This is a genomic window from Amycolatopsis sp. YIM 10 (assembly GCF_009429145.1).
Lineage (GTDB): Bacteria > Actinomycetota > Actinomycetes > Mycobacteriales > Pseudonocardiaceae > Amycolatopsis.
In genome coordinates, this window is sequence record NZ_CP045480.1 from 8,081,075 (window position 1) to 8,098,960 (window position 17,886).

The 17,886-nt window shown below is 70.5% G+C and carries 20 protein-coding genes, 1 pseudogene and 1 riboswitch; of the genes and pseudogenes, 8 read left to right on the forward strand and 13 right to left on the reverse strand.

Annotated features, from left to right (window positions below; all coding sequences use genetic code 11):
- Positions 1-44: 44 nt before the first annotated feature.
- Positions 45-635, forward strand: coding sequence for a class I SAM-dependent methyltransferase (locus YIM_RS38245; RefSeq protein ID WP_153035019.1), 591 nt, complete (start codon positions 45-47; stop codon positions 633-635).
- On the opposite strand, the gene YIM_RS38250 is transcribed toward YIM_RS38245, so the two are convergent.
- The 6 genes from YIM_RS38250 to YIM_RS38275 are packed head-to-tail and all read right to left on the reverse strand — an operon-like array spanning position 636 to position 4,836.
- Complete coding sequence (locus tag YIM_RS38250; RefSeq protein WP_153035020.1) at positions 636-1,652, reverse strand: WXG100 family type VII secretion target; 1,017 nt, start codon at positions 1,650-1,652, stop codon at positions 636-638.
- Positions 1,652-1,963: a hypothetical protein gene (locus YIM_RS38255; RefSeq protein WP_153035021.1), complete on the reverse strand. Its 312-nt coding sequence runs from the start codon at positions 1,961-1,963 to the stop codon at positions 1,652-1,654. The genes YIM_RS38250 and YIM_RS38255 overlap by 1 nt, the downstream gene beginning before the upstream one ends.
- Positions 1,963-2,430 (reverse strand): YbaB/EbfC family nucleoid-associated protein, encoded by a 468-nt coding sequence (locus YIM_RS38260; protein ID WP_228004284.1) that lies wholly within the window; start codon positions 2,428-2,430, stop codon positions 1,963-1,965. The genes YIM_RS38255 and YIM_RS38260 overlap by 1 nt, the downstream gene beginning before the upstream one ends.
- Before the next feature lie 21 nt (positions 2,431-2,451).
- A complete protein-coding gene (locus YIM_RS38265; RefSeq protein ID WP_153035022.1) occupies positions 2,452-3,549 on the reverse strand; it encodes a DUF6346 domain-containing protein in 1,098 nt (365 codons plus the stop codon).
- Between the two features lie 14 nt (positions 3,550-3,563).
- Positions 3,564-3,953 carry a VOC family protein gene (locus tag YIM_RS38270; protein ID WP_153035023.1) on the reverse strand — a complete coding sequence of 130 codons (390 nt, stop codon included), beginning with the start codon at positions 3,951-3,953 and terminating at the stop codon, positions 3,564-3,566.
- Between the two features lie 22 nt (positions 3,954-3,975).
- Positions 3,976-4,836: an EamA family transporter gene (locus YIM_RS38275; protein WP_153035024.1), complete on the reverse strand. Its 861-nt coding sequence runs from the start codon at positions 4,834-4,836 to the stop codon at positions 3,976-3,978.
- A 158-nt stretch (positions 4,837-4,994) separates the two neighbouring features.
- Here YIM_RS38275 and rpsT point away from each other — a divergent pair, with 158 nt between their 5' ends.
- Positions 4,995-5,255, forward strand: a complete 261-nt coding sequence (gene rpsT, locus YIM_RS38280; RefSeq protein WP_153035025.1) for a 30S ribosomal protein S20 — start codon at positions 4,995-4,997, stop codon at positions 5,253-5,255.
- Between the two features lie 84 nt (positions 5,256-5,339).
- Complete coding sequence (gene sthA / locus YIM_RS38285) at positions 5,340-6,755, forward strand: Si-specific NAD(P)(+) transhydrogenase (protein WP_153035026.1); 1,416 nt, start codon at positions 5,340-5,342, stop codon at positions 6,753-6,755.
- Here the strand turns inward: sthA and YIM_RS50170 are convergent.
- Positions 6,742-6,885: pseudogene (locus YIM_RS50170) on the reverse strand (pentapeptide repeat-containing protein); the annotation flags it as partial. The gene sthA and the pseudogene YIM_RS50170 sit on opposite strands and share 14 nt — an antisense overlap.
- 367 nt (positions 6,886-7,252) lie before the next feature.
- Complete coding sequence (holA, locus tag YIM_RS38295) at positions 7,253-8,221, reverse strand: DNA polymerase III subunit delta (protein ID WP_153035027.1); 969 nt, start codon at positions 8,219-8,221, stop codon at positions 7,253-7,255.
- A gap of 123 nt (positions 8,222-8,344) precedes the next feature.
- Positions 8,345-8,478: riboswitch (SAM riboswitch) on the forward strand.
- Between the two features lie 11 nt (positions 8,479-8,489).
- Here holA and thrC point away from each other — a divergent pair.
- The 5 genes from thrC (at position 8,490) to YIM_RS38320 (ending at position 14,532) form a co-directional block, all read left to right on the forward strand.
- The gene (gene thrC, locus YIM_RS38300) at positions 8,490-9,749 is read left to right on the forward strand and encodes a threonine synthase (protein ID WP_153035028.1); all 1,260 of its coding nucleotides are present in this window, start codon (positions 8,490-8,492) and stop codon (positions 9,747-9,749) included.
- Positions 9,750-9,994: 245 nt separating this feature from the next.
- The gene (locus YIM_RS38305; protein ID WP_153035029.1) at positions 9,995-10,729 is read left to right on the forward strand and encodes a ComEA family DNA-binding protein; all 735 of its coding nucleotides are present in this window, start codon (positions 9,995-9,997) and stop codon (positions 10,727-10,729) included.
- Positions 10,726-13,113: a ComEC/Rec2 family competence protein gene (locus YIM_RS38310; RefSeq protein WP_153035030.1), complete on the forward strand. Its 2,388-nt coding sequence runs from the start codon at positions 10,726-10,728 to the stop codon at positions 13,111-13,113. The genes YIM_RS38305 and YIM_RS38310 overlap by 4 nt, the downstream gene beginning before the upstream one ends.
- Positions 13,114-13,813: 700 nt before the next feature.
- Entirely contained in the window at positions 13,814-14,125 is a 312-nt protein-coding gene (locus YIM_RS38315; RefSeq protein WP_153035031.1) for a metalloregulator ArsR/SmtB family transcription factor, read from the forward strand.
- Entirely contained in the window at positions 14,122-14,532 is a 411-nt protein-coding gene (locus tag YIM_RS38320; protein ID WP_153035032.1) for an SRPBCC domain-containing protein, read from the forward strand. The genes YIM_RS38315 and YIM_RS38320 overlap by 4 nt, the downstream gene beginning before the upstream one ends.
- Positions 14,533-14,662: 130 nt before the next feature.
- Here YIM_RS38320 and YIM_RS38325 read toward each other — a convergent pair whose 3' ends face one another.
- The 5 genes from YIM_RS38325 to rsfS all read right to left on the reverse strand — a co-directional run bounded on the left by YIM_RS38325 (position 14,663) and on the right by rsfS (position 17,816).
- On the reverse strand, positions 14,663-15,055 hold the full coding sequence (locus YIM_RS38325) for a DUF6221 family protein (protein ID WP_153035033.1): 393 nt from the start codon (positions 15,053-15,055) through the stop codon (positions 14,663-14,665).
- Between the two features lie 171 nt (positions 15,056-15,226).
- Positions 15,227-16,069, reverse strand: coding sequence for a DegV family protein (locus YIM_RS38330; protein ID WP_153035034.1), 843 nt, complete (start codon positions 16,067-16,069; stop codon positions 15,227-15,229).
- Positions 16,070-16,078: 9 nt separating this feature from the next.
- The gene (octT, locus tag YIM_RS38335) at positions 16,079-16,816 is read right to left on the reverse strand and encodes a diglucosylglycerate octanoyltransferase (RefSeq protein ID WP_153035035.1); all 738 of its coding nucleotides are present in this window, start codon (positions 16,814-16,816) and stop codon (positions 16,079-16,081) included.
- Positions 16,813-17,418 carry a histidine phosphatase family protein gene (locus YIM_RS38340; protein ID WP_153035036.1) on the reverse strand — a complete coding sequence of 202 codons (606 nt, stop codon included), beginning with the start codon at positions 17,416-17,418 and terminating at the stop codon, positions 16,813-16,815. Before YIM_RS38340 ends, octT begins: the two co-directional genes overlap by 4 nt.
- On the reverse strand, positions 17,415-17,816 hold the full coding sequence (gene rsfS / locus YIM_RS38345) for a ribosome silencing factor (RefSeq protein ID WP_153035037.1): 402 nt from the start codon (positions 17,814-17,816) through the stop codon (positions 17,415-17,417). Before rsfS ends, YIM_RS38340 begins: the two co-directional genes overlap by 4 nt.
- Positions 17,817-17,886: the final 70 nt, after the last annotated feature.

Genomic DNA, 17,886 nt, shown 5'->3' on the forward strand with positions numbered 1-17,886 from the left:
CGATCCCCGATGCGACCGGCTGCGCTCCGTGTTGACATCGAAGTATGAGTACTTCCCTCGAACAAGTGCTGGACCGGGCCTTCGGTCACCCGCGTGGGCTGCTCGGGCGCCTCGGCGGCTGGCTGATGGCGGCGGGCAACGCGGCCACCGAACGCCACGTCGTCGACGTGGCGCGGCTCACCCAGGGTGAGACCGTGCTGGTCCTCGGGCCGGGACCGGGCGTCGGCGTGCTCGCCGCCGCGGACCGGGCCGGCCGGGTGATCGGCGTCGATCCGTCCGCCGAAATGCTGGAGTTGTGCGCCGAGCGCTGCGAAGGCGCGTCGAACGTGGAACTGCACCTCGGCTCCGCCGCGGAGACCGGTCTCGACGACAACTCGGCCGACGTGGTGATCTCGGTGAACAACGTGCAGCTGTGGCCCGACCGCGCGGCCGGGCTCGCCGAACTGCGCCGGGTGCTCCGGCCCGGCGGCAAGCTCGTGCTGTCCGCCCACGAGAAGTGGCTTCCCGTGAGCAGGCACGAACTCGCCGCCGAAGTGTCCGAAGCCGGGTTCACCGATCTCCAGACCTGGGTCTGGGACCCGCCGGGCCCGATGGCCGCGCGGGCGGCGCAGCTACGGGCGATCAGCGTCGACTGATCAGGAACCCTTTGCGACGTTCTGCTTGGCTTCCTCGTAGTTCTCGTCCGCGTTCGCCTCTTCCTTGGCGACCTCGTACAGGCCGACCCGGCCGAAGTTGCCGGGGCTGATGGTGTCGGAGAACCCGTCGCGGACCCGCTTGGCCATCAGGCTGTCGGCGCCGTCGGCGACGTGCTTGAGCCCGCCGGGCAGCTTGCTGGTGACCGCGTCCTTCCAGCCGTCCACCGCGCCTTCCACCTGGCGCAGCGCCTTGCCGTTGCGGCCGGCGGTCTTGCCGAGGGTCTTGGCCGTGTCGCCGAACCGCTTGGCCAGCTTGCCCAGCGCCTGCACCGCGCCGCGGAGCTTGCTGAACTTGTTGAGGATGGTCGCCAGCTTCATCAGCAGCTTGGAGATCTTGCCGGCGATCTTGCCCGCGGTGGCCGCACCACGGGCCACGGCCCAGCCGGTGAAGGCGGCGATCGAGCCACCGAGCGTGCACCAGCTGGTGGCCAGCGCGGCCGCGGCCGCCAGCACGATCTCGGCCACCACCTCGGCGATGATGTCGCGGATGATGCCGCGCACGGTGGCGACCAGCTGCCCGGAGCCGCGCAGGCCCTCGGACACCGCGGCCGAAGCGGCGTCGAGCGACTTGATCTGCTCGACGATCTGCCGGCCGGTCTCGCGGTACTTGACCGAGGCCTCGCCCTCCCAGCCCGCGGTCTCGGACTCGATCGCCTTGTTGTAGTCGTCGGCGATCTGGCCGACCTCCTTGCGGATCTGCTCACCCCAGACCGCGGCGATCTCGTTGATCTTGCCCGGATCGCCCGCCAGGTCGTCGAGCGGTTCCTTGAGGAAGTCCAGGTGCTCGATCAGCCAGCCGATGCCGGCGCTGAGCAGACCGCCCAGCGGGTTGGCGATGAAGCCGAGCGTGTCGAGGCCGAGCGCCAGCCCGTCCATCGCCCAGTCCTCGGGATTGTTGAAATCGTTCGCCGCCTGGTAGACGGAATCGACGATCCCCGCGCCGTCGGTGGCCCCCATCAGTCCTCCTTGAACAGTTCGAGCAGCTCCTGGACTTCCTTCTCGAAGCGCTCGTAGGCGCCACCGGCCTCCTTGATGCCCTCGCTGAAGTCGGTGAGGCCCTCACCCAGTTCGTTCAGCGCGGTCGCGGTCTCGGAGATCTGGTCACGCACGCCGCCGCTGAAGGCCTGGCCGATGATCCCGTAGGTCTCCATGCCGAGATCGACCCCGGCGCCCTTCGACCCGGCCCGGTTGAGCCGGTCGCCCAGCTTGAGCACGGTGCCCGCGTGGGTCATCAGGTCCTCGGGCTTGGCCTTGAATCCGTCGGGCATCAGACCCTCCTCATGATCGAGCCGCCGAAGTCGTCGTCATCGTCGTCGGGACCCCGGTCGCGGCGCGGCGGCGGCTGATCCTCGGCCCGCGGTGCGGCCGGGTCCTCCGCGACCGCGGCGCCGACCTGGTCCTTCAGGAACTCCATCGCGTCGGACTCGCCGACCAGCGGCTGGAGCGCGGCCTGCGTCTGCGCGGCGGCGTCGGCGTGCGCGGCCTGGATGGTCTGCGTGATGGACGCGGCCAGCCGCTGGTGCCCGAGCTGCACCGAAGCGGGACTGAGGGTGAGGCTCTCGAGTCTGCCCCCTGGGGCCAGTACCACGGTCACCGCGCCGTCGGGGCTGCTCGCCCGCGCACGCATGTTCTTGATCTGGTCCTGGGTTTCCTGCGCCCTGCGCTGGATGTCCCCGACGCGCCGGGTGTAGTCGGCGAGCCACTGCTCACCGCCGGCCATTCCCTCAGTTGCCACAGCTGTCCTTCCATTCAGCGGCTACGACGTAGCGGTACCGCCCCCGGTTCCGCCCGATTCCGAGCGCTGTCCGGCGTGCTCGGCGAGCAGGCGCGCGATCCGCTGGTGCGAGGTCTCGGCCGTAGCCAGCCAGAGCGCACCCAGGCAGGCGAGCAGCACGGCGTCCCGTGCCGAAGCCAGCCAGACCGTCAACGGCGCATCGGCCGAACCGGCCGTCCCGGTCGAGATGACGCGGATGGTGCCCCAGACGGCCGCCGCCAGCAAGAGCAGTCCGAACACCAGTCCGGCGGTATCCCGCTTGGGCCGTTCAGCCGCAACAGGCTTCTTCCGCTGGTCGCGCGCCAGAAACTCGGGTCCGTACTTGCGCACTCGCGCGGCGTCGGTTCGCACGGACGAGGAGATGGCCCAGACGAGCGCCGCGAGGATGAGGCCGATGATCACCACGCCGGTGGCGGGCGGATCCGCCAGCAGCGCCCGCTCGATCTGCGGCCACGGTGAGGTGAATGCGCCCTCGCCGCGGGGCGCGTCGTACCGCGGGATGGTCGCCAGCACGGTGTAGACCACGGCGAACACGAGCCAGGCCACGAGCAACTGGAGCCGCGGGACCCGGACCGCCTTCAGCTCGGCCCGCGTGACCGGCCACTCCTTGGTCTCGGTACGCGTCTCCGGCCGGAACACCCGGTACAGCGCGACCCCGGCGCCCAGCGCGAGCGCCACGACCAGGAAGCCGAGCCCGATCACCGCCGGTAACCGCACCGCCGAGTACTTCGCCGTGTCGTTGCGGCCGAGCGTGGTGTCGGCGCGGCCGGATTCGGACGTGTCGAGGTAGATCGGCACGTCCCGCTCACCCGGCTCGAGCTGCCCCGCCGGGAACTCGGCGTGCTCGGTTTCGCCGTCCGACCAGCGGACGTCGGCCTGGCAGGTGTAGCTGGTGCCGAAGCCGTGCAACCCGATCGGACCGTGCTCGGCGCAGCCGGTCACGGTGGCCACGCCGAGCCGATCGGCTTCCGGATCACCGCCGTAGGTCACCCGCGAGACCGTGCTCCAGGCCAGCAGGCCGAGTACCAGCGCGAGGCACCAGGCGAGCGCTTTGACCAGCCGGCGCGTGGGGTTCGTCACGCGCCGAAGGTAACTCAGCCCGCCGAGTGGTCCCGGACGTCGGTGCGCAGCGGATGGCCGGCGGGTACTTCGACCAGCACGATCCGGGTGCCGTCGGGGTCGGCGATCCAGGCCTCGTCCAGGCCCCACGGCTCACGACGGGCCTCGCGCACCGGCTCGACCCCCTTGGCCGCGAGTTCGGCCAGCGTGGCGGGCAGATCGCGGACCTGCAGCCAGAAGGCGATGTCCGGGGTCGGCCCGGTCTCCCCGCGGCCGACGAGTTCCAGGAAGCCGCCGCCGAGGAAGAAGATGGTGCCGACCGGGATCTCGCGGTAGATCGCCAGGCCGAGGGTGTCCCGGTAGAAGGCGGTGGAGACATCGAGGTCCTTCGGCATCAACAGGACGCGGCTGCTCAGAACTTCCATGCCTTCTTCCCTACCGGCGCGTTCACGCCACCGCAATGGCGGTGATGCCGGCCAGCACGACACAGGAACCGAGCACGCGGCGTACCGGGTCGGCTTCGCCCAGTACCAGCCACCCGGCCAGGCCGCCGAGCACGATGCTCAGCTCGCGGGCCGGTGCGACCAGGCTCACCGGCGCCAGCCGCATGGCGAACAACACGAGCAGGTAGGCCACCGGTGAGAACACGCCGACCAGCAGCACCTCGCGGCGGTGCCTGCGCCACAGCTCACCGGTGGCGGCGCCGCGCAGGGCGTACGGTGCGAGCAGCGCGCTCTGCAGCACCGCGCCGAGGCTGAAGTAGACCAGCGGCGGTACCGCCAGGCTGGTCACCGAATGCGCGTCCCAGAGCGTGTACCCGGCGATCGCGGCCCCGGTGAGCAGGCCGTAGAAGATGCCGGCGCGGCGTTGCTTCGGGTCGGCGCCCGCCCCGCCACTGCCGATCACCAGCACCCCGGCGACCACCAGGAAGGCACCCAGCAGGCCGAGCCAGCCCGGCCGCTCGCCGAGCACGAGGACCGCGGCCAGCACCGACAGCAGCGGCCCGCTGCCCCTGGCCAGCGGGTACACCACGGACAGGTCGCCGACCGCGTAGCCGCGCTGGAGCACGATCCCGTAGGCGACGTGGAGCACCGCTGTCCCGGCCGCCGCCAGCAACCACGTCCACTGTGGACGCTCGTCGGCGAACAGCAGGGAGACCGCCGCCACCGGGGCGAAGACCACGGCTGTCACCGTGTAGTAGAGGAAAACGAACCGTGCCCCGCCGTCCGCGACCCGCTTCGCGGCGAGGTTCCACCCGGCGTGCACCACCGCCGCACCGAGCACGAGTAGCAGCGCCGTCACGTTCACCAGCGATCAACCTACGCCCGCCCGCGAGGCCGCTGAGCAGGGTGTTAGGCTTTTCACTCGTTGCCGCGTGGCATTCCGCTATGGAGGAAACCCGCAGATGCGGGGCCACACCACAGACGCGGCGGCGACCCACCCGAGGAACCAGAGGGAGCGCCGGTATGGCCAACATCAAGTCCCAGATGAAGCGCATCAAGACCAACGAGAAGGCGCGTCAGCGCAACCAGGCGATCCGGTCCTCGGTGAAGACCGCGATCCGCAAGTTCCGCGAGGCCGCCGACTCCGGTGACAAGGCCAAGGCCGCCGAGGCCCAGCGCGAGGCCGCTCGCAAGCTGGACAAGGCCGCCACCAAGGGCGTGCTGCACGCCAACCAGGCCGCCAACAAGAAGTCGGCCATGGCCAAGCGGGTCAACTCGCTCTGAGCCCCGGCTTTCCGATGAGGCCCCCGGTGAGGAACCGGGGGCTTTTTCGTGTGTTCGACGTCTCGATAGGGCAGGCTATGGCGCGTGAGCGCCTATGACTACGACCTGATCGTGATCGGCTCCGGCCCCGGCGGGCAGAAGGCGGCGATCGCCGCGGCCAAGCTCGGCAAGCGCGTGGCGGTGGTCGACCGCCACGACATGGTGGGCGGGGTGTGCGTCAACACCGGGACCATCCCGTCGAAGACGCTGCGCGAGGCCGTCCACTACCTGACGGGGATGAGCCAGCGCGAGCTGTACGGCGCCAGTTACCGGGTCAAGCAGGACATCACCATCACCGATCTGATGGCCCGGACGCAGCACGTGATCGGCCGTGAGGTCGAGGTGGTGCGCGCGCAGCTGCTGCGCAACGGGGTGCACCTGATCAGCGGCCTCGGCCGGTTCACCGATCCGCACACGATCGCGGTCGAAGGCGGCCCGCGTGGTGAGCGGACGGCGCTGACCGGCGAGTTCATCGTGATCGGCACCGGTACGCGGCCCGCGCGGCCCCCGGAGGTCGACTTCGACGAGGCGCGTGTGCTCGACTCCGACGAGATCCTGAGCATGGACCGCATCCCGTCCTCGCTGGTCGTGGTGGGTGCCGGGGTGATCGGCATCGAGTACGCGTCGATGTTCGCCGCCCTCGGCTGCCGGGTGACCGTGGTCGAGCAGCGCGAGCGGATGCTGGAGTTCTGTGACCCGGAGATCGTCGAGTCGCTGAAGTTCCACCTGCGGGACCTGGCGGTCACCTTCCGGTTCGGCGAGAAGGTGGTCGACGTGGCGGTGGGTGAGCACGCCACGGTCACGTCGCTGGCCAGCGGTAAGCGCATCCCGGCCGAGGCGGTGATGTACTCGGCGGGTCGCCAGGGCATGACCGACGCGCTCGGCCTGGAGCACGCGGGCCTGGCCGCCGACAAACGCGGACGGCTCAGCGTGGACGGGCACTACCGCACCGAGGTGCCGCACATCTACGCGGTGGGTGACGTGATCGGCTTTCCCGCGCTGGCCGCGACCTCGATGGACCAGGGCAGGCTGGCGGCGTACCACGCCTTCGGCGAGCCGGCGAACGAACTGGCCGCGCTGCAGCCGATCGGCATCTACACGATCCCGGAAATCTCCTACTGCGGTGCCACCGAGGCGGAGCTGACTTCGTCGTCGATCCCCTATGAGACCGGCACCGCCCGCTACCGAGAACTCGCGCGAGGCCAAATCGCCGGTGACTCGTACGGGATGCTCAAGCTGCTGGTGTCCACAGAGGACCGGAAACTACTGGGCGTCCACGTCTTCGGCACCGGGGCGACCGACCTGGTCCACATCGGCCAAGCGGTAATGGGCTGCGGCGGCACCGTCGACTACCTGGTGGACGCGGTATTCAACTACCCGACCCTGTCAGAGGCCTACAAGGTCGCGGCGCTGGACGCCACCAACAAGATCCGCGCCCTGGCCCGCTTCACCACCACCTGACCCCCGCCAACGTGGCTTCACGGCGAACGTCGCCGTGAACGCCACGTCGCGGGTCTGCCCTGCGCGGGTCTGCCCTGCGCAGGTCCGCCCTGCGCAGGTCCGCCCTGCGCAGGTCCGCCCTGCGCAGGTCCGCCCTGCGCTGGCTCGCCCCTGCGCTGGCTCGGCCGCGCGCTCACCCCTCGCCGAGTCAGTCTCAAACCCGAATTCCACTCATCCCCGCCCGAGCGAAGTCGAACCCCCGGCACCAAAGCCGCCAGCTTCCGCGCACGAAGGCCAACGTCAGCCCCGCAACCCGCCATCGCCGCCCCCGGCGGCCCTAAGCCGCCGCTCTCGAAGTCGTCAGCATGCACAGCCCCAATCTCGGCGCCCGTCAACCCCAAGCCGCCAGCCTCGGGCAAAGCAGTCGGCCCAAGCCCCAGCCTCGGGCAGCGCAGGCGGCCCAAGCCCCAGCCTCGAAACCTGTCAGCATCCAAAGCCCCAGCCGGGAGCCATCGATGTCAGCGGCGTTCCTTCGCCGCCGCGATTGCCAGTACCGACCGTTCCAGCGCGTAGTCCGGATCCGCCGCGGCCCCCTTCACGTCCGCGTTGAGCTTCGCCACCACGCGCATCGCGTCCGCCAGCCCGTCCGGCCCCCACCCGCGCACCTGCCCCTGCGCCTTCCGGATCTTCCACGGCGGCATCCCCAGTTCGCCCGCCATCGAGTTCGGGTTCCCGCGCCCGGCCCCGGCCACCCTGGCGATCGTGCGCACCGCGTCCGCCAGCGCGTCGGCGACCAGCACGTGCGGCACGCCGATCTGCATCGCCCAGCGCACCGACTCCAGCGCCGCCGCCCGATCCCCGGACACCGCCTTCTCCGCCACCGCGAACCCGGTCACATCCGCCCGGCCGCGGTGATACCGCCGCACGGCCTGCTCGTCGACCTTCCCGCCCGAGTCCGCCACCAGCTGCGTCGCGGCCGACGACAGCTCCCGCAGATCCGACCCCACCGAGTCGATGAGCGCCATCACCCCGGCCGCGTCGATCTTGCCGCCCGCTTGCCGGACCTCGTTGCGCACGAAGGCTTCCCGTTCGGCGGGCTTGGTGATCTTCGGGCATTCGACCACCTCCGCCCCCGCCTTGCGCAGGGCCGCCGGCAGCGCCTTGCCCGCCTTCGTCCGACCGCCACCGGTGTGCACGACCACGAGCACCACCCCGTCGGCGGGATCCTTGACGTAGGCCAGGATCGCGTCGCCGATCTCCTGTGAGGCGTCCTGCGCGCCGTCGATCGCGATCACCCGGCCCTCGCTGAACAGCGACGGGCTGACCAGCTCGGCCAGCATCGGAGCTGTGAGTTCGGACACCTTCAACCGGGTCAGGTCCGCCGCCGGATCGGCGCTACGGGCGGCCTCGAGAGCGGCTCGAATCGCCCGCTCGATGAGCAGTTCTTCCTCGCCGAGCACGAGGTGGAGGGCGGCTGCGTCGGTCACGGCACGATCCTGCCACGCCCGGCGGCGAGTAGCCCGGCACGGTGAGGTCCTCGCGTGGGCACGGCGTGATGCCGTACGGTGTTGGCGAGGCGCCGCGCCCAGCGCGGGCCGACAATCGAATAACGCTCATCCAGAGGGGCAGAGGGATACGGCCCGAAGAAGCCCCGGCAACCGGCGTCAGCCTGTCATCTCGATTCCGCGAGGTAGCTGACGATCACGGTGCCAATTCCGGCCCACACCCGTGGGGCAGATGAGGAAGGACCTCGCGATGACTGCCACCCTCCGCACGACCAAGCGCACCCTGGACCTCGGCCCGGCCGTTGAGCTGGTGTCGAAGGAAGAGGGTCACCGCCAGCCGCTCGCCCCCGAGTTCGTCTCCGCCGAGGACTTCTCCCCGCTCGAGGTCGCCTACGACTTCGGCCGCGTGCGCCGCGAGGACATCGAGAAGGGCCCGCGCAACATCTGGCGTTACAAGAGCCTGCTGCCGGTGCCGTCGAACGTCGAAGAGATCCCGAACACCGAGCCCGGCTGTACCCGGCTGGTGCGTGCCGACCGGCTCGCGAAAGCCTTGGGGCTCAAGCGAGTCTGGGTCAAGGACGACACCGGCAACCCGACCCACTCGTTCAAGGACCGCGTCGTCGCGGTGGCGCTGGCCGCCGCCCGCGAGTTCGGCTTCGAGGTGCTGGCCTGCCCGTCCACCGGCAACCTGGCCAACGCGGTGGCCGCGGCCGCGGCACGCGCGGGCTGGGAATCCGTGGTGCTGATCCCGAAGACCTTGGAGCGGGCCAAGATCCTGACCACCGCGGTCTACGACGGCGCGCTGATCGCGGTCGACGGCAACTACGACGACGTCAACCGCCTGGCCACGCAACTGGCCGCGGAGAACGAGAACTGGGCGTTCGTCAACGTCAACGTGCGGCCGTACTACTCCGAGGGCTCGAAGACGCTGGCCTTCGAGGTGGCCGAGCAGCTGGGCTGGCGCCGCCCGCAGCAGATCGTCGTGCCGATCGCCTCCGGTTCTCAGTTGACCAAGGTGGACAAGGGTTTCCGCGAGCTGGGTGAACTCGGCCTGGTCGAGCAGTCGCCGTACAAGATCTTCGGCGCGCAGGCCACCGGCTGCTCGCCGGTGTCGGCCGCCTTCCGCGCCGGGCACGACGTGGTGCAGCCGGTCAAGCCGGACACCATCGCCCGCTCGCTGGCCATCGGCAACCCGGCGGACGGCCCCTACGTGCTGGACGTGGTCAACCGCACCGGCGGCTCGATCGAGGACGTCAGCGACGAAGAAGTGGTCGAGGGCATCCGACTGCTGGCGCGCACCGAAGGCATCTTCACCGAGACCGCCGGCGGCGTGACCGTGGCGACCGCGAAGAAGCTCGTCGAGGCCGGGAAGCTGAACCCGGACGAGGAAACCGTTCTCCTGATCACCGGTGACGGCCTCAAGACGCTGGACGCGATCGAGGACAAGGTCGGCCCGCGTGCCACCGTGCCCGCCTCCGCCGACGCGGTTCGTGAGGCTCTTTCCAAGTAACCTTCCTTTCCTGAATACGAATATGGCTTCCGGACGCTTCCCCGTCCGGGGGCCATATTCATGTTCGAAACATCGCTGAAGTAGAAACCGGACTTGGCGAGGGAACCAATCGCTCTTCCGCCATCATCCGCCTGAATGCCACATTCGTCCACGCCGCGTGCTGAGTTGTCCACAGCCACCCACTTGTCCACAGCCCCGGCCCCACGCCCTGTCCTCCCCCGCCCCACCCCCATAACGTCGAAGGCGTGTTCGAACGTCTTCAACCACTCGTCCGTCCCGGAGCACCATCCTCCGAGGAACCGAAACCGGATATCGCCGAGCTGGCGTCCCGGGTCGAACGCGACCGCACGCGCAGGCTGGTCACCCGCTGGCTGCCCAAAGCCCGTGGCAGCCCGGTAAAACGCCGCGCCGCGATCGTGTTCGCCATCGCCGGTGTGCTTTCGACCGTGCTCACCGCCGTCCTGTTGTTCGGCGGTGGGCCGGAGCCGGAGCGCGCACCGCCGTTGCCGATCGCCCGTGCGGCACCGGTTTCCAGCGCGCCACCGAGCGCGGCCGCCGAACTGGTGGTGAGTGTGATCGGCAAGGTCGTCCGACCCGGCCTGGTCACGCTGCCCGCCGGTGCGCGCGTCGCCGACGCGGTGCGTGCTGCCGGTGGCGCCCTGCCCGACACCGATCTCGCCACCGTGAACCTGGCTCGCCGTCTCAGCGACGGGGAGCAACTCGATGTGGGAGCACCACCACAGGCCCAAGGTCCGGCGCCGACTTCCCCCGGCGCCGGGCCCGAGGTCAAGGTCGACCTCAACACCGCGAGCCTGGCCCAGCTCGATGACCTGCCAGGCGTCGGCGAGGTGACCGCGCAACGCATTCTCGACTGGCGCAACAAGCACGGCCGGTTTACCGCGGTCGAGCAACTCCGTGAAGTGGAAGGGATCGGCGAAACCCGGTTCACGCGCTTGCGCGATCAGGTGACCGTGCGATGACGCAGGCCGCCGATTCGGCGGTCACCCCGGAGACGGCCGGGCACGACGTGCGGCTGGTACCAGCCGCGCTCACCGTGTGGCTCGGCACGCTCGGCGGCCTGCTGCTCGGTTGGTGGGTGGCGATCGTGGTCGGCGCAGGTGTCGCGGCCGTGGCAGCCGGTGGGCTGCTCCTCGCCCGCCGCCGCGATGCGGGCGACGAGCGGTTTCGCGCGCTTCTGTTGGCGCTACTGGGTTTCGGCGCGCTGCTCGCGGTGGTGATAACGCCACGACTGCAAGCGGCGCAACAGGATCCGATCCGCCCGGCGGCGGATCGAGGTGGACCAGCGGTGCTCCGGGTGACGGTCACCGAACGACCAAGGCCGATCCGTTCGGCCGGATACGCGGGAAGGGCAGGTGGTGCGAGTGCGGTGGTGATCCCGGCCGAGGTCATCGAGGCCGAGGTCGACCGGCGGGCGGTGCTCTCGGACGGTCGCGTGGTGTTGCTGGCCGAATTGGCAGGTTGGTCGGATCTGTTGCCAGGGCAACAGGTGACCGCTTCGGGCTCCCTGGCCCCGGGGCGACCGGCCGAGCTGACCGTGGCGGCCCTCCAGGTACGAGGGCCACCGCAAGCGGTCACCGAGGCACCGTGGTGGCAACTGGCGGCCGCTTCGATGCGCGCGGGGCTCAGGAAGGCGTCCGGGGTGCTCGACGAGGAGCCCGCCGGGCTGGTGCCCGGGCTGGCGGTCGGCGACACCATCGGCATGTCCCGGCGAGTCGAGGACGAGTTCCGCGATGCGGGCCTGTCGCACCTGACGGCGGTCAGTGGCACCAACGTGACGATCGTCTGTGGCGCGGTGTTGCTGTTGTTCCGGCTGCTGCGACTCGGGCCGGTGGTCTCGGCCGCGGGAGCGGGTATGGCGCTCGCGGGCTACTTGATCATCACCGGACCGGAGCCCAGCGTGCTGCGGGCGGGTGTGATGGGTGCCGTCGGTTTGCTCGCGCTGGCGTTGGGCCGCCGCGGTACCGCACTTCCGGCGCTGGCGGCAGCCGTGGCAGGCCTGGTGCTGTACGACCCGGCGATGGCGGCCAGCTTCGGCTTCGCACTGTCCGTGGTGGCGACGGCGGGACTGGTGCTGCTGGCCCCGCGCTGGGCCGCGGCGCTCAGCCGGCGAGGTGTGCCATCCGGCCCGGCGGAGTGGCTCGCGGTGCCACTCGCGGCATTCGTGGTGACCGTGCCGATCGTGGCGGGCATGGCGGGTGAGTTGAGCCTGGTGGCGGTGGCCGCGAACCTGCTGGCCGCGCCGGTGGTCGCGCCGGCGACCATTCTCGGCGTGCTGGCGACGGTGCTCGGCACGGTGTGGCAAACCGGGGCGGAGTTCCTGGTGCGGTTGGCCGGGCCGGAGGCGAGCTGGCTGATCCTGGTGGCTCGGGAGGCTTCGGCGGTGCCGGGCGCGGTGCTGGACTGGCCGCCGGGTTGGTGGGGTGGGTTGCTGGCGGCGTTGGTGGTCGGCGCGGTCGTGGTGGCGTGCCGGTTCGGCCGGGTGCGTCTGGGGATCGCGGTGTTGCTGGTACTCGTCCTGCTGGTGACGGTGCCCGTGCGAGTGATCGCGCCGCCATGGCCGCCGCCAGGGTGGGCGGTGGTGGCCTGCGACGTCGGTCAGGGCGATGCCCTCGTACTGGCCACGGCCGAACCTGGGCGAGCCGTGGTGGTGGACACCGGTCCGGAGCCGGGACCGGTGGACCGCTGCCTCGACCGGCTGGGCGTGGACAGGGTGCCGTTGCTGGTGCTGAGCCATCTGCACGCGGATCACGTCGGCGGGCTGGAGTCGGTGTTCGAGGGCAGAGCGGTCGGTGCGGTGGCGGTGGGTGCGGGGCGGGCGCCCCGGTGGGCCTGGGACAAGGTCACCGAGGTGGCCGGGGCGAACGGGGTGCCGGTGGTGGAGATGCCGGTCGGGCAACGGCTCGATTGGCCGGGGCTCGGCCTGGACGTGCTGGGGCCGCGTTACGTCACCACGCGCGCCACGGCGGAGAAGGACGGGAGGCTGATCAACAACAGTTCGCTGGTGCTCCGAGGCCACACCAGCGTGGGACGGATATTGCTCACCGGAGATGTCGAACTGGCCGCACAGTCAGATCTGCTGGCGACGAAGGAGGACCTGCACGCCGAAATACTCAAGGTGCCGCACCACGGCTCGCGATACTCGCTGCCCGCGTTCCTGGCCGCGGTCGGCCCGCGGATCGCGATGATCAGCGTGGGTGCCGGCAATTCGTACGGCCACCCGCACCCGTCCACAATGGACATGCTCGCCGCCGGAGGTGCCCTTCTGACCCGAACCGACACCGATGGTGACACCGCCATCCTCACTCGGGACGACACCCTCGCCATCCTCCGCCGAGGCCGTTGACCCATGCGCCCGCGCCTGACCCGCCGCTCACGATCCAAACCGGACACGACCTCGCACCCGGGGACTTTCCCGCCCCCGCAGCCGATTCCGCCCGCCAGCACGCAAATCGCACGCTCCACGGCCAGGTCCCGCATCGACACAGCCGACCCTGCATCGGTGCGGCTGAGTCCGCATCGGTGCGGCCGGTCCCACATCGGCGTGATCGGTTCTGCGTCGGTGCGCCCGGGTTCTGCATCGGCGCAGCTGGTTCTCCCATGGAGCGGCTGCTCCTCGCGCTGAGCGGGCGGCAAGTCTGCGCGCAGGCGGCCAAGTTCCGCGCCCTGGGCGGCCAAGCCCGCACCCGGACGGCCGAATTCCGCGCCGGGGTGGCGAAGTTCGGCGCACGGAGTGGCCAGGTTCCACGGCCGGGCATGGCGAAGTTCGGTGCTCAGAGGTGGCCGAATTCCACGGCCGGGGCGTGGCGAAGTTCGGCGCTCGAGGTGGCCGAGTTCCGCGCCCCGGAAGGCCAAGTTCCGAGTGCGCGGAGGGGCGAATCTGCGCGAGGGGTGGGCGCCTCGCACCAGTGCCGTGAATGTGGCTCTCGCGGCGGAATCGGCTGTGAAAGCCCACATTCACGGCAGAGCAAAGGGCCACCGGGGCGACTTCCGGAAGTGTAGGGAGGAGTTGACATGTAGGCGATCGCCTACATATTCTCCACGGCATGTCCGACGAAGTGTTCTTGGCGTTGGCCAGTCCGGCCCGGCGTCGGCTGTTGGAGTTGCTGGCGGACGGGCCCCGTACCGCGGGTGACCTGGCGGCCCAGTTCGACATGAGTCGGCCATCGGTGGCCGAGCATTTGAAGATCCTTCGCAACGCGGCGCTCGTTCGCGACGAACCGGTGGGGCGCCAGCGCTTCTACCACCTCGAAGCCGCACCTCTGGAACAGGTTGGCGACTGGCTGCACCCGTTCGAGCGGTTCTGGCGCGAGCGTTTGCGCAACATGGCAGAACTCCTGGAAAGCGAGGACGAATGACCTACACCCGCACCGGCACCATCCACGTCGACCAGTTCATGAACGCACCGCCCGCGAAGGTGTGGCGAGCGCTCACCGATCCCGAGCTGCACGCGAAGTGGTGGGCACCCGGCGACATCAGCGACCGTCCCGGGCATGAGTTCCACTTACAGATGCCGGGCTTCGGCGACATCCCGTGCAAGATCGTGGAGGCCGAGCCACCGAAGCGGCTTGTCTACACCTTCAACGGCGACTGGACGCTGACCTGGGAACTCATCGAAGAAGGCCACGGCACCCGGCTACTGCTCACGCACTCCGGCTTCGATCTCGACGACAAACGCCAGCGCGACGCCTGCGAGCGCATGGGGCCCGGCTGGCGCGACGAGGTCCTACCTCGCCTCGAGAAGTCCCTCCTGGACCTGGACTGACCACCGCGAACAGGCGAAACGCCGTGGACGCGGCCTCACCGGCGGCTGCCGGCGGGCCGCGTCCACGGCTGAGCCACCGGGCGGAACAAGAGCCTTCTCGTACCTAGTTCGCCCGTTCGGCGGCCAGTTGTCAAGGGCGCCATTCGCGGCGGTACTCAGGATGGTCGGCGTACGGCAGCGCGAGCAGCCGCAGCGTCCGGCACCAAGTCTGGCCCGGCTCACCGCCGGGAACGTGGCAGATCTCGCACCAGTAATCGCCGCCATAGAGGGGAAAGCCCGCCACCCGATCGGTCACCGTGGTCTCGTGGGCCTCCACGATCAGCCGGGTCGCCTCCACCTCGCGGATCATCCGGTTGATCGATTCCAGCTCGACGGTGCCGAGGCCGCGGATGCGCATCTCGGTCTGGGTGGTCAGGTCGGCGTGGTCGAGCTGGTCGCCCGCCTTGCCCTTCTGCACCGTCCGCATGATCAGGCTCTGGCGCTCGTTCACCCTCGCGGTCAGGAACGCCACCAGGTCGGTCAACGGGGAACGTCCTTTCTCGGGTAACCCCGCGCGCCCCCCGGATCGGGCCCGCGAACGGGCCCACCGCGCTTACTTGCTCGTCGGAAGTATCTCACCGAGCGTTACGAATCGGGCATAACAAGGAGGTCACTACCCGCCCGTCGATCACCGAGCGTGAATCACCTGCAACGCTCAGGGGCGCTGAACCACAACCCCGAGCACGCCGGGGCCGGTGTGCGCGCCGATCACCGCGCCGAGTTCGGAAACCAGGCAGCCCGACGAACGCGGCAGTTGCTCCTCCAGGCGGTTCGCCAACTCGACCGCGCGCTCCGGCGAAGCCAGGTGGTGCACCGCCAGCTCCACCGGGTCGTCCCCGGCGGCGCGCACCGCCAGGTCGACCATGCGGGCCATGGCGCGGTTCATCGTGCGCACCTTCTCCAGCGGCAGGATGCGGCCTTCGGCCATGTGCAGCACGGGTTTCACGGCCAGCGCCGTGCCCAGCAGCGCGGCGGCCGAGCCGATCCGGCCGCCGCGGCGCAGGTGTTCCAGGGTCTCCACCACGAACAACGTCTCCGAGCGGCGGGCCGCCTCCACCGCGGCCTTCTCCACTTCGGCCGGTGAGGCACCCGAGGCGGCGGCGGAAGAGGCGTGCAGGGCGGCGAAGCCGAGCCCCATCGCGGTGGTTCGCGAGTCGACGATGCGCACCTTGTCCGGCCCGACCTCCTGCGCGGCCAGCACGGCGGCCTCCCACGTGCCCGAGAGTTCACGGGACAGGTGCACCGAGACCACCGCCTCGGCGCCGTCGGCCAGTGCGGCGCGGAACTGGGCGGCGAACTCCGACGGCGTCGGCCGGGAGGTGGTGACGATGCGGCGCTGACCGAGCGCCTCGGCGAGGGCGGCGGGACCGACATCGGTGCCGTCCAGTGCGGACACCCCGTCGATGAGCACGTGCAGGGGCACCACCCGGATCGCATGCCGGTCGGCGAAGCCCTCCGGCAGGTGGGCGGTCGAATCCGTGACTACGGCTACCGGCACCGCCACAGCCTACGGTGCCTCGCGTGGTTCTTCGGTGAACAGCAACGGGGCAACGAGTTTTGCCATTTCGGCGCCCACCGCGGCGTGTCCCTCCCAGCCCCAGTGCATGCCGTCGGGATTGCCGTGGCCGCCCAGTACGTGCGGGCCGACGACCTCGGCGAGGTCGAGCATCGGCACGTCGCGCCGCCGCGCCCAGTCGGCCATCGCCGCCGCGGCGGCGGGGCGGGCGGTGTGCACTCCGCCGTATGACGCGGCGCGGTGCACCGACGGCAGCATGCCGACGATCGGCAGGGACGGGCGCAGCGTCCGCAGTGCCTCCACCGACATGTCCAGGTACCGCACGGTCAACGCGGCGGGCAGCACCGCGGGCCGCCCGCGCAGGACCACCGCCAACCGCGGCTGGGCGGCGAGGTAGGCGCGCCGGGCGGCGCGGCGCAGGCCGTCCGGGCGGAGGTAGCGCAGCCCGGTGCGCAGGTAGGTGGGCAGCGGCGACGGCAGCGTGTCCATGCTGCCGATCGCGAGAAGCACCGCGTCGGCCCGGTGCAACTCGGCCCAGACGCGCGGGTCACCGGTCAGCGACCACCACAGGTCGCGCGCGTTCCAGCCGAAACCGGCGACCAGATCGGCGGAGCCGCCGAGCGCGTCGGCGGTGAGGTTCGGCCAGAGCCGGGGTTCGTCGGCCGCGTACTCGTGGTCGGGCCCGTGGAAGCTCAGCGAGTCCCCGAACACCAGCAGCCGTGGCTTCACCCGGTGATGCCCGCGTTGTACGCGATCAGCCGCCACATCTCGTTGCGGCGCCCCAGCTCGACCCAATGGCAGTTGGCGATGCCGCCGAGCGTGGGCCAGCTCTCGACCGGCAGGCCGAGCAGCCGCGCGGTCAGCGCGGTGATCAGGCCGCCGTGCGCGGCCAGCAGCACGGTGTGCCCGGCGTCGGCGGCCATCAGGTCCGCGACCACCTCGTACGCGCGATCGGCCACGTCCACACGTGACTCGCCACCGGGCGGCGCCCACGTGGCGTCGGTGCGCCAGAGGTCGCGCTCGCCCGGGTACCTGGCGTCCACCTCGGCGCCGGTGAGTCCCTGCCATTCGCCGAGGTGCGTCTCGCGCAGGCGCTTGTCGATGCGCAGCGGCACGCCGATCGCCTCGGTGAGCACGGTGGCGGTGTCGGTGGCGCGGTGGAGGTCGGAGGCGATCACCAGCTCCGGCGAGAAGCGGGCCAGCGCGGGCGCGGCGAACCGCGCCTGGTTCCAGCCCACCTGCGTCAGCGCGGAGTCGAGGTGCCCCTGCATGCGGCCGGCGGCGTTGTAGTCGGTTTCACCGTGCCGCCACAGCACCAGCCGCTGGGTCACGAGCGCTCCTCGGCCGGTTCCTCCTCGTCGGCAGCCACGGCCAGGCCGTCGACCTCGATGCGCGGGCAGTCCTTCCACAGCCGTTCGAGGCCGTAGAAGGAGCGCTCCTCGTCGTGCTGTACGTGTACCACGACGTCGACGAAATCGAGCAGGACCCAGCGGCCTTCCCGCGCGCCTTCGCGGCGGACCGGCTTGTGCCCGGCTTCGCGGAGCTTCTCCTCCACGTTGTCGACGATGGCGCCGACCTGGCGTTCGTTGGGTGCCGAGGCGATCACGAAGGCGTCGGTGATCACGAGCTGGTCGGAGACGTCCAGCACGACCACGTTCGACGCCTTCTTGTCCGCCGCCGCGTGTGCGGCGGTGACGGCCAGTTCCCGGGCTTCGGACGTGGCGGTCAACAGGGCTCCTTCGGGTAAACGGATGCGCCCGATGAGGGTACCCGGATCAACCCGGGGCCCGGTGACGGTG